This window comes from Flavobacterium galactosidilyticum (assembly GCF_020911945.1).
Taxonomy (GTDB): domain Bacteria; phylum Bacteroidota; class Bacteroidia; order Flavobacteriales; family Flavobacteriaceae; genus Flavobacterium; species Flavobacterium galactosidilyticum.
In genome coordinates this window covers 2,475,471-2,488,012 of record NZ_CP087135.1, presented here as the reverse complement: position 1 = coordinate 2,488,012, position 12,542 = coordinate 2,475,471, and the positions used below count along the sequence as shown (strand labels likewise).

General features: G+C 35.0%; 6 protein-coding genes and 1 pseudogene. 5 read left to right on the top strand and 2 right to left on the bottom strand.

The genetic code is table 11. The annotated features are described in order from the left end of the window. From LNP27_RS10765 to LNP27_RS10745, 4 genes and pseudogenes are all read left to right on the top strand, one after another. Window positions 1-2,877 (top strand): type I restriction endonuclease subunit R, encoded by a 2,877-nt coding sequence (locus tag LNP27_RS10765; RefSeq protein ID WP_229941608.1) that lies wholly within the window; start codon window positions 1-3, stop codon window positions 2,875-2,877. Between the two features lie 27 nt (window positions 2,878-2,904). Continuing rightward, window positions 2,905-3,741 carry a hypothetical protein gene (locus LNP27_RS10760; protein WP_229941607.1) on the top strand — a complete coding sequence of 279 codons (837 nt, stop codon included), beginning with the start codon at window positions 2,905-2,907 and terminating at the stop codon, window positions 3,739-3,741. A 205-nt stretch (window positions 3,742-3,946) separates the two neighbouring features. Beyond that, a pseudogene (locus tag LNP27_RS10755) lies at window positions 3,947-4,170 on the top strand (helix-turn-helix domain-containing protein). 357 nt (window positions 4,171-4,527) lie between these two features. Further along, a complete protein-coding gene (locus LNP27_RS10745) occupies window positions 4,528-5,445 on the top strand; it encodes a HipA domain-containing protein (protein ID WP_229941606.1) in 918 nt (305 codons plus the stop codon). Window positions 5,446-5,790: 345 nt separating this feature from the next. Here LNP27_RS10745 and LNP27_RS10740 read toward each other — a convergent pair whose 3' ends face one another. After that, window positions 5,791-7,368 carry a GMC oxidoreductase gene (locus LNP27_RS10740; RefSeq protein WP_229941605.1) on the bottom strand — a complete coding sequence of 526 codons (1,578 nt, stop codon included), beginning with the start codon at window positions 7,366-7,368 and terminating at the stop codon, window positions 5,791-5,793. Between the two features lie 299 nt (window positions 7,369-7,667). Here LNP27_RS10740 and uvrA point away from each other — a divergent pair, with 299 nt between their 5' ends. Continuing rightward, entirely contained in the window at window positions 7,668-10,499 is a 2,832-nt protein-coding gene (gene uvrA / locus LNP27_RS10735; protein WP_229941604.1) for an excinuclease ABC subunit UvrA, read from the top strand. Between the two features lie 128 nt (window positions 10,500-10,627). Here uvrA and dnaK read toward each other — a convergent pair whose 3' ends face one another. Beyond that, window positions 10,628-12,514 carry a molecular chaperone DnaK gene (gene dnaK, locus LNP27_RS10730; protein WP_229941603.1) on the bottom strand — a complete coding sequence of 629 codons (1,887 nt, stop codon included), beginning with the start codon at window positions 12,512-12,514 and terminating at the stop codon, window positions 10,628-10,630. Between the last annotated feature and the right edge of the window lie 28 nt (window positions 12,515-12,542).

Genomic DNA, 12,542 nt, shown 5'->3' with positions numbered 1-12,542 from the left:
ATGAGCCATCAATCCGAAGCCACATTAGAAAATAATTTAATCAAGCAATTGATAGGTTTAAAATATTCCGCAGTAAAAATTCAGGATGGAGAAGCTTTAGTTTCTAATCTAAAAAGTCAATTAGAAGTTTTTAATGAAACTACTTTTACAACCAAAGAGTTTGATGCTATTTTGAATCATTTGGCCAAAGGCAATGTATTTGAAAAAGCCAAAATGCTTCGGGATCGTTTTCAATTGGATAAAGAAGATGGTACTTCGTTTTATGTTCGTTTTTTTAATACCGAAAATACGAGTCAGAATTTATATCAGGTTACCAATCAAATTTCATTAGAAGGAAGTTACAAAAATCGTTTTGACGTCACGCTTTTGGTGAATGGTTTGCCTTTGGTACAAATAGAATTGAAGCGTTCGGGTATCGAAATCAAAGAAGCCTTTAACCAAATTAATAGGTATCAAATGCATTCTTTTTGGAGCAATCACGGCTTGTTTCAATACGTGCAATTGTTTGTGATTAGCAATGGAGTGAATACAAAATATTTGGCCAACAATAAATTACAATCGGTGAAGCAAACCTTCTTTTGGGCAGATGCCAAAAATAAGAACATCACCGAATTACCCGAGTTTACAGCTGCTTTTTTGAATCCAGCACATTTGGGTAAAATGATGGCGCATTATATCGTGATTAACGAAACCCATAAGGTCATGATGGTGTTGCGACCGTACCAATATTTTGCTACCGAAGCCATTATTCATCAAGTTAAAAACTCGAATGACAACGCTTATATATGGCACACCACAGGATCGGGAAAAACGCTAACCTCTTTCAAAGCAAGCCAAATTTTGATGGAATTGCCCGAAGTGTACAAAGTGGTTTTTGTGGTGGATCGAAAAGATTTGGATTACCAAACCATGAATGAGTTCAATGCGTTCAAGAAAGACAGCGTTGATGTTACCAATAACACCCAATCGTTAGTACGGCAATTGACCGATAACACCAAATTGGTTTTAACTACGATTCAGAAATTAAATAACGCTATTTCGGAACGATTTGCGGGCAAAATAGAAAGCTTACGCCATCAGAAAATCGTATTTATATTTGATGAGTGCCACCGTTCACAATTTGGAGATACCCACGACCGTATTACCAAATTCTTTGAGAAAAGTCAGTTAATTGGTTTTACGGGAACACCCATATTTGCTGAAAATGCTTCCATGAATGATTACGGAAAACGTACCACCAAAGATTTGTTTGGCAACTGCTTACACAAATACGTGATTACGGATGCCATTAAGGATCAAAACGTATTGCGTTTTGGGATAGAATACATTGGGAAATACAAAAACAAGAGCAATACTTTTATCGATATTGAAGTAGAAGATATCGACAAACAGGAAGTATTGAATTCGGAGAAAAGAATCAATAAAATTGTAGATTATATTATTGCCTATCACAACCAAAAAACCTTTAGTAGAGATTATTCGGCATTGTTGGCGGTAAGCAGTATCGATAATGTGATTCAGTATTATGATTTGTTTCAGCAAAAGAAACTCGCTGGAGAACACGATTTGCGTATTGCTACTATTTTTACATATGGCACAAACGAAGATTCAGACGAAGCACAAGATTACTTACCAAGTGATGAAGATTTTGATATTGCCGCCGAACCGCAAACCATCTACAAATCCAAACACAGCAGAGATAAATTAGAAACCTATATTGGCGATTATAACAAAATGTATGGTACGAGTTTTTCGACCAAAGACCCCCAGCAATTTGAGAACTATTTCAAAAATATAAGTCAACGTTTAAAAGACCGAGAGAAAGAAAACTTCAACCACGAGAAAGACCGCTTGGATATTGTTATTGTAGTGAATATGATGCTTACAGGTTTTGATGCCAAAAAAGTAAATACGTTGTATGTCGATAAAAACTTGAAGCAACACGGTTTGATTCAGGCGTATTCCAGAACGAATCGAATATTAGGCGAACAGAAGTCGCAAGGGAATATTTTATCCTTTAGAAACCTCAAAAAAGCCACAGACGATGCCATTACTTTGTTTTCCAACAAAGAGGCAATCGAAGTGGTTACGATGCCCGACTATGAAAAAATTGCAGAAAAATTTGATGAAGCTTTAAAAGCTTTACGAGAAATTACGCCCACTTATGAAAGCGTAAATGATTTAAAAGACGAAGAAGCCGAAGCATTGTTTGTTCAAGCTTTTAGGAAATTAATGCGGGCCATGAATGTCTTGCAATCCTACACTGATTTTGATTGGGACGATTTACCTATTGAGGAACAGGAATTTGAAAAATACAAAAGCAAGTATCTTGATTTGTACGAGAAAGTAAAAAGAGATACCCAAAAGCAAAAAACATCGATACTGGATGATATTGATTTTGAATTAGAATTAATTCACAGAGACCAAATTAATGTGGCCTATATCCTGAAATTGTTAGCACAACTGAAAGGAGAAAAAACACCATCGGCGGCAGCCGCTCAAAAGAAAGCCATAATTGATTTATTGGGAGCGGATATTCAGCTACGAAGCAAACGTGAATTGATTCAGAAATTCATTGACGAGAATATGCCGAACATCAAAGATGGTGATACCATCGAAGATGAGTTTGAGAAATTCTGGCAAGATCAAAAAGTGCTGGCATTAGGCAAACTTTGCGAAGACGAACATTTGGACAAAGCGCAATTCAAAGCTTTAATAGATGCTTACATATACAGCGGTAGAGAACCCATAAAAGACGAAGTTTTTCAATGTTTGGACAACAGACCCAGCGTTTTGCAAGCACGAACCATTGGCGATCGAATCATTGCCAAAATGAAGGAGTTTGTGGAGGTTTTTGTTAAGGGGATGATGGCTTAGTATATTATATAGTAATTTAAAAAAAATATGAGTAACGTAATTTATAGTTCAAAATTTAAAGAAACAATTCAATTAGCAAAAGATAAGGAATTGTTTTTAGGCACTGGAAACCCCAACGCTAAAATCTTATTTATTGGAAAAGAAGCTGCTATAAATATACTAAAATCTTCCGAACAGCATAAAAGAGAGGTTATCAATAATGCAAATGATTGGGAAAACAATTTTAATAATAAACTACAATTTTCCGATGTTGATAATTGGTTTAGTAGAGATTGTGTTCCAACATATAATCCTTTGTATCCATACCAAGGACAAAGAAACACTGTAGAAAGTCGAAATGAAAAAGGTGATATTGTAAGAGGAAAAGAGGGAACGAGTAAAACTTGGTACAATTATCAAAAAATAGCTGATATCGTTTATTGTAGCAACCTTAAAAGCGATTTAATAAACTTTCATGAAAATGCATTTATTACAGAGCTTAATCAAGTTACAGGAAGTTACAGTAAGGACGTTCCAAAAAAGCTTAGACAAGAAAGTATTAACAACAGAATTGAATTATTGAGAGAATCTTTTTTTAAAGAATTTCCAATAACCATTGTAGCTGTTGGTCATTATGTTCGAGATTTTAACATTGATTTACAGGGACTTTTTGAAATGAAGTTTCACGAAGAACGTTCCAATAAGCTTTCTCAAGGACTAAACAAAGAATACATCAATGTCCATTATGATAATATAGAAAAACCTACCAAATTATTAATTCATACCAATCAATTAAGCATGGTTAGCAATGATTTGATTGATAGATTAGGTCAAATATGTATTGATTTTTTAAAATCGTTTGAAAAATCGTTAACATATAAATAATACTTTAATTTGTACTTTAAAATTAAGCCATTGACACTTTCAGACATAAATGGCATAAATCGACTTAAATGACAACGTTTTTTCAAAGTAATTACTGTCTATAAGTATATGCAAAAGCATATAAAACTGATTTAATCGATAAAATTATATGCTTTAACATATAATTCATTATATTTTTATTGATTCGATGTAAATGCATATAACCATGATAACACTAGCCGACTTTGTAAAAGAAAAAGAAATGAAGTAAACCTCACACAGGAAGCATTTGCGGAACGGGCTGGAGTGGCACTTACCGTTATTAGAAAAATAGAGCAAGGAAAGGAAAGTCTAAATCTGGAGAAGGTAAATCAGTTGCTCAGAATGTTTGGGCATACCCTAGCACCAGTAAATGCAAGAGAATTATCTAAAAATGATAAGAAAGAATAATGAGAAAGGCATCAATATATTATAAAGACGTCTTAGCGGGAATACTAACCGAAACAGATGAGGGAGAATATACCTTTCAGTATGAAGAAAAGTATATAAGTGAGTATCCAAAGTAGTTCATCACATTTACGATGCTGGTAAACACTAAAACATATACCGATAAACGATTATTTCCTTTTTTTGAAGGGCTAATCCCGGAAGGCTAGCTACTGGATATCGCATCCAAGAACTTGAAAATTAATCAAAACGACCGAATGGGATTACTCTTGGCCTGTTGCCAAAATTGTATCGGAGCCGCTAGTGTCCAAGCAATACCAAACGAAGATGAATAAAAAATGTTTATAGTGTTATCAAATATTGGATGATACAATTGGAGGCGATTTTCATGAGAAGTGCAGCTTAGATTTTTTTGGAACAAAACGCCAACCTACATTTGCACATATCCTACAACAAATGACAGCTTTAGCACTAAATGTGGTGGAGCGCAGCGTCGCGATCCCTGGGGCACAACCAAAATTCTCGTTATCGCTTGTAAATGAAACGATTCAGCAGGGAAACAAAGGGCATCTCACAGTAGTAGGTGCTTTGGGCGGTAATTATGTTTTCAAACCGCCATCCAAACAATTTCCTGAAATGCCCGCAAATGAACATGTAACCATGCGCATTGCAGAAGCTTTTGGAATTAATACGGTAAAATCAAGCTTGATACGATTACAATCCGGAGAGCTTTCCTATATAACTAAACGCATTGACAGGACAGCAACAGGTGAAAAAATCCACATGGTAGATATGTTCCAAATCACTGAAGCTTTTGATAAATACAAAAGCTCGATGGAAAAAATTGGCAAAGCCCTAAACGAGTATTCTGATAATACCTTATTGGATAAATTGTATTTCTTGGAATTAGCAATTTTTAGCTTCTTAACACGAAATAATGATATGCATCTCAAGAACTTCTCCAAGATAAACACAAGTGACTCCTGGACGTTAGCTCCTGCCGATGATCTTCTGAACGTAAATATTGTAAATCCTGACGACACGGAAGAACTGGCTTTACCTCTGGAAGGAAAAAAGAAAAAACTTAAATGGGAACATTTCGAACGATTGGGAAAATCATTAGACTTAAACGACAAACAACTAAAAGGAATTGCCAAACGATTTCAGAAAAATAAGCCGATCGCCATCCAATGGCTTAATAACTCTTTCCTATCCGACGAATACAAACAAAAATATATTATACTTTTAGAAGAAAGACACATAGCCTTATTCCTATAATGCTTCTTAACCAATTCCTTTTTCTTCTAATTTTACATGATAAACAATGTTTTAACTCGTTTTTATTTATATTTTCTTTTTGATATTATGTTTATTTTGATTAGATTTTTACCTTATTTGTACCTCAAAATAAATTTATTGCTTTATTTTTTGTTTAGGGGGCAAATAATGGCGCTTACGTTTACTGATATACTCTTATTTATACTTAAGACACCTTAAACTGGGGCAAATTAACGGCATTAGGGAGTGTTAAAGAATTTACTCATTCTAAAAAGGAACACGTCTACGTCTAGTTCGCCTCTAAATTGATTTCTAAATTCTAAAAACAATTATATAGTATAGGATCTACAATTTTATATTTTCATGTGCAGGGATTTGCGCCATAGCTCTTTCAGCAATTGCGGTAATTGACAACGAGGGATTTACACCAGGATTTGCTGATATCATTGCACCGTCTATCACATACATGTTTTTATATCCAAACACTTCATTATTTTTATTGATTACACCTTGCGAAGCATCTTTTCCCATTACTGCCCCACCCAATACATGAGCCGTTGAAGGAATTCCAGCAATGGATTCTAATACAAATGAAGTAGGAACTCCATCAATAATTTCACTATATTTTTTTGTTAACGCCATAGATTCTGGAATGTAAGCACTTGGCTTTACTCCTTTTCCCACGGACGATGCCATACCTCCAAAGAAATTAGTCTTGAATTTTAAAGTACTGTCTATAGATTGCATAAACAACAAAACTACAGTGCTTTTTGACCAACTATTCACAAAATAGATTTTGAAATATTGAGTAGGCAAGCTAAAAACTTGCTTTGTCATATTTCCTAAGCGAGTCAGCGTGTTTATACCATTCGACAGCGGAAGATGTAATAATTTCCAGAAACCAGAACCTTCAGAGTATCTTACAATCTCAAGATGGCTATTATCATCTGTATGTAGTAAACTTCCTATCGCTACCCCTTTTGATACATTTTTGCTTTTATCTAAAGTAGATACGCTAATTAAGGTTTCATTGTTAGTACGGATGTCTTCCCCTAGTTTATCAGATAATAATGGAAGTGATTTTGATTTTAGTTTAAGTAATAACTTAACTGTTCCCAAAACTCCGCCGGAAAAAACGACGCCTTTTGCGGTAAATTCTTTTTTATTTTTCAAGAATTGAGTACTCGATTTAAGATAAACTTTATATCCAGTCGATCCATTATTAGAATCAATAGGTAATACATCATAAACTTCATTCTCAGCAAGGATTTCTGCACCCAAATTTTGTGCTAAGTACAGGTAATTTTTATCCAAGGTATTCTTAGCACCATAGCGACAGCCTGTCATACAACCTCCACAGAAATTACAACCTTCTCTTTCTGGGCCTTGACCTTCAAAATAAGGATCCTTGACCTTTACTCCTGGCTTACCAAAGAAAACAGCAACCGCAGGATTTTCAAATTGGTCTTCTTTTCCAATTTCTTTTGCTAATTCTTTTAAGGCAATGTCACCATCAAATAATTGGGGATTTCGTGCCGCACCAAGCATGGTTAAAGCCGTTTTATAAAATGGTTTGAGTTCATTTTCCCAATCTGCTAATTCGCTCCAACTTCCTGATTTGTAAAATGATGTCTTAGGAACAGGTAATGTATTAGCATAAACCAAGGAACCACCACCGACTCCTGTCCCTGAAATTATGACGATATGCCTAAAGATACTCATCTTCATAATACCGAAAAATTTGATTGACGGAAACCACAACCATTTACGTAGGTTCCAATTAGTCTTGGCAAAGTCACTCGCTTTGTACCATTTGCCTTTTTCAATAACTAAAACTTTATATCCTTTTTCAGATAATCGCAAAGCACTAACAGAGCCTCCAAAACCACTTCCTATGATAATATAGTCATAATCGTATCGCATTGTTTTTAATTTATCTATCGAAAATAAACAATTAATTTGAATAATATGCACGCATACTAAAATCGATACTAGAGAATCAGACCTTTAATTTACAATTGATTGACTTTACTAGACTAAAAGAGGAATTAGAACATATGATTTGCATTTAAATTTTTCACAGTTTAATAGATTTCAGGCGAATAATTAAAATACTTCATCTTGCCGATTTAAATAAAAGCACATAATCTTTAACATAAACTTCTAAACTGTTGTATCGAAAGAATAAATCAAAATGGTAACTTTGCTTTTTTGCAAAAATTATGTTAGACACAGACAATACCATTGAAGTTCAAGGCGCTCGCGTTCACAATCTCAAAAATATAGATGTTTCCATTCCTCGTGAAAAACTAGTTGTAATTACTGGACTTTCTGGTTCTGGAAAATCCTCCCTAGCTTTCGATACTATTTATGCCGAAGGCCAGCGTCGTTATGTAGAAACATTTTCGGCTTATGCGAGACAATTCCTTGGTGGCTTAGAACGTCCTGATGTCGATAAAATTGATGGACTTTCGCCTGTAATTGCTATTGAACAAAAAACTACTAGTAAAAGCCCTCGTTCTACAGTGGGAACCATTACTGAAATTTATGATTTCCTGCGTTTACTTTACGCTCGTGGAGCTGATGCTTATAGCTACAATACTGGAGAAAAGATGGTTTCCTATTCTGATGAGCAAATCAAAGATTTGATTATTCAGGATTTTTCTGGAAAAAGAATTAATATTTTAGCGCCAGTTATTCGCGCTAGAAAAGGACATTATGCAGAACTTTTTCAACAAATAGCCAAGCAGGGCTTCCTTAAAGTACGTGTAAATAATGATATTCTTGACATTACTTTAGGAATGAAATTAGACCGTTACAAAACACACGATATCGAAATTGTAGTTGATAGAATGGTTATTGATGAATCCCCTGAGAATGAAAAACGATTATCAGAAAGCATCAATACCGCCATGCATCATGGTGAAAATGTGTTAATGGTTTTAGATCAAGATTCTAGTGAAGTCCGTTATTTCAGTAGAAATTTGATGTGTCCTACAACTGGAATTTCCTATCAGAATCCAGAACCTAATTTATTTTCTTTCAATTCTCCAAAAGGTGCTTGCGATCATTGCAACGGTTTAGGAACGGTGAATGAGATTAATACTAAGAAGATTGTTCCAAATCCTAAATTGACCATTAAAGCAGGCGGATTTGCACCACTTGGCGAATATAAAAGCTCTTGGATTTTTAAACAATTAGAAATTATTGGAGAAAAATACGGCTTTAAATTGACAGACACCATCGAAAAAATCCCAGCTGAAGCTATGGAAATGATTTTAAATGGTGGAAAAGAAAAGTTCACCATCAATTCCAAAGATTTAGGTGTTGCCCGAGAATACAAAATTGACTTTGAAGGGATTTCAAATTTTATCAAAAATCAACATGATGAAAGCGGATCGACATCGATAAAAAGATGGGCTAAGGAATTTATGGACGAAGTAAACTGTCCGGTTTGTGATGGTTCTCGTTTGAAAAAAGAAGCATTGTTCTTTAAAATAAATAAAAAAAACATAGCTGAATTGTGCGATATGGACATTTCGGATTTGACCGCTTGGTTTAATGACTTAGATAGCCATTTATCTGATAAACAAAAGCGTATCGCAACGGAAGTTATCAAAGAGATTAAGGATCGATTGAACTTCTTGATGAATGTTGGTTTAGATTATTTGGCTTTAAGCCGAAGTTCAAAATCACTTTCTGGCGGTGAAGCACAACGCATCCGTTTAGCAACTCAAATTGGTTCGCAGTTGGTTGGCGTATTATATATTCTCGATGAGCCAAGTATTGGTTTACACCAGAGAGACAATGATAAACTAATCCATTCTCTAGAACAATTACGCGATATTGGAAACTCGGTGATTGTCGTAGAACACGATAAAGACATGATTGAACGTGCGGATTATGTAATCGACATTGGACCAAAAGCAGGTAAATACGGTGGCGAAATAATTAGCAAAGGAACACCCGCAGAAATCCTGAAACATCAAACGATTACGGCGATGTATATGAATGGTGAAATGAAAATTGAAGTTCCTGCAAAGCGTAGAGAGGGAAATGGAAAGTTTTTAAAACTATCTGGAGCAACTGGAAATAATCTTAAAAATGTTTCTATAGAGCTGCCGTTAGGGAAAATGATTTGCGTGACTGGAGTTTCAGGAAGCGGAAAATCTACTTTGATTAACGAGACCCTCTACCCTATTTTGAATGCCTATTATTTTAATGGCGTCAAAAAACCAAAACCATATAAAAAAATTGAAGGCTTGGAACATATCGATAAAGTAATTGATATTGATCAAAGTCCAATTGGAAGAACACCAAGATCGAATCCTGCGACTTATACCGAAGTTTTTACAGAAATTAGAAATCTGTTTACAATGACTTCAGAAAGTATGATTCGAGGTTATAAAGCGGGACGTTTTAGCTTTAATGTAAAAGGCGGACGTTGCGAAACCTGTGAAGGTTCTGGAGTTCGAACCATCGAAATGAACTTTCTTCCGGATGTATATGTCGAATGTGAAACCTGTCAAGGAAAACGTTTTAACAGAGAAACACTTGAAATTCGATACAAAGGAAAATCTATTTCGGATGTGTTGAATATGACAGTAGATGAAGCGGTTCCGTTTTTTGAAATGATTCCGAAGATCTACAGAAAAGTAAAAACCATTCAAGATGTTGGTTTGGGTTATATAACATTAGGTCAACAAAGTACAACGCTTTCTGGTGGCGAAGCACAACGCATAAAACTAGCTGGAGAATTATCTAAAAAAGATACTGGCAACACATTTTATATCCTCGATGAACCCACAACAGGATTGCATTTTGAAGATATCAGAGTATTGATGGAAGTTATTAATAAGCTGGTTGATAAAGGAAATACGATTTTAATTATCGAACACAATATGGATGTCATTAAACTGGCAGATTACATTATCGATATTGGTCCAGAAGGTGGTAAAGGTGGAGGCCAACTTATCGCTAAAGGAACTCCGGAAGAAGTTGCTAAAAGCAAAAAAAGTTATACTGCAAAATATTTAAAAAAGGAATTGGAATAAAGTAAAAAACTACTGTGTCATGCAGTAGTTTTTGTTTTTAATTCACAAAAAAACCGTTCACTAAAATGAACGGTTTTTCTTTATAAAAGAAGTAAAGACTCGATAAATCAAGTCTTTACAAGTATTTATTATTTTACTTCTTCAAATTCAACGTCTTCAACATTGTCTCCTTGAGTAGCTTCACCTTTTGGTGCAGCTTCTTGTTGACCTTGTTCTCCTTGAGCGTACATTGCTTCAGTAGCAGTTTTCCAAGCTGCGTTGATATTATCAAGAGCAGTTTGAATTGCAGGAATATCTTGAGATTGGTGAGCCATTCTCAATTCAGTTAATGCATATTCTACAGCAACTTTATGATCATCAGCTAATTTAGAACCAAGTTCTTTTAATTGAGTTTCAGTTTGGAAGATCATTCCATCAGCTTCGTTCAATTTTTCAGCTCTTTCTCTTGCGATTTTGTCAGACTCAGCGTTAGCTTCAGCATCTTGTTTCATTCTTTCGATTTCTTCAGAAGTTAATCCAGAAGAAGCTTCAATACGAATGTCATGAGACTTTCCAGTTCCTTTATCAGTTGCAGAAACTTTGATGATACCATTCGCATCAATATCAAAAGTTACTTCAATTTGTGGAACACCTCTTGGTGCTGGTGGAATACCGTCTAAGTTGAAACGACCAATCGTTTTGTTATCAGCAGCCATTGCTCTAGCTCCTTGAAGAACGTGAAGTTCAACAGTTGGTTGAGAATCAGCAGCAGTAGAGAAAACTTGAGATTTTTTAGTTGGAATAGTAGTGTTAGACTCAATTAATGTAGTCATAACTCCACCCATAGTTTCGATACCTAAAGATAAAGGTGTAACGTCAAGTAACAATACATCTTTTACATCTCCAGAAAGAACTCCACCTTGAATAGCTGCTCCAATTGCAACAACTTCATCAGGGTTAACTCCTTTAGACGCTTTTTTACCAAAGAATTTTTCAACTTCTTCAGCGATTCTTGGCATACGAGTTGAACCTCCTACAAGAATAACTTCGTCAATATCAGAAACAGATAAACCTGCATCTTTCAATGATTTAGCAACTGGCTCCATAGAACGTTTTACTAAAGCATCAGTTAATTTTTCAAATTGAGATCTAGTTAATTTTTTAACTAAGTGTTTTGGTCCTGAAGCTGTAGCAGTTACGTATGGCAAGTTGATTTCAGTTTCAGCAGAAGAAGACAATTCAATTTTTGCTTTTTCAGCAGCTTCTTTCAAACGCTGTAATGACATTGGATCAAGACGTAAGTCAATACCTTCTTCTTTCAAGAAGTCATTAGCTAACCAGTCAATAATTTCGTGGTCAAAATCGTCTCCACCTAAGTGGGTATCTCCGTTTGTAGATAATACTTCAAAAACTCCATCTCCTAATTCAAGAACAGAGATATCAAATGTACCTCCACCTAAATCGTAAACAGCAATTTTTTGATCTTTTCCTTTTTTATCAAGACCGTAAGCTAAAGCTGCAGCAGTTGGCTCGTTGATAATACGCATTACTTTAAGACCTGCAATTTCACCCGCTTCTTTTGTAGCTTGACGTTGTGCATCATTAAAGTAAGCAGGAACAGTAATAACCGCTTCAGTAACTGTTTGACCTAAATAGTCTTCAGCTGTTTTTTTCATTTTTTGAAGTGTCATTGCTGACAATTCTTGTGCAGTATAAAGACGACCATCAATATCAACACGTGGTGTATTGTTGTCTCCTTTTACAATTTTGTAAGAAACTCTTTTTGCTTCAGCAGAAACTTCGCTAAAAGAATGTCCCATAAAACGTTTGATAGAAGCAATAGTCTTAGTTGGATTAGTTACCGCTTGTCTCTTAGCAGGATCTCCTACTTTAATTTCTCCACCTTCAACAAAAGCGATGATAGATGGTGTTGTTCTTTTTCCTTCTGCATTAGGAATAACAACTGCTTCATTACCTTCCATTACAGAAACACAAGAGTTGGTCGTACCTAAATCAATTCCGATTATTTTACCCATTTTTACTATATTTAATTTTATTGTATAT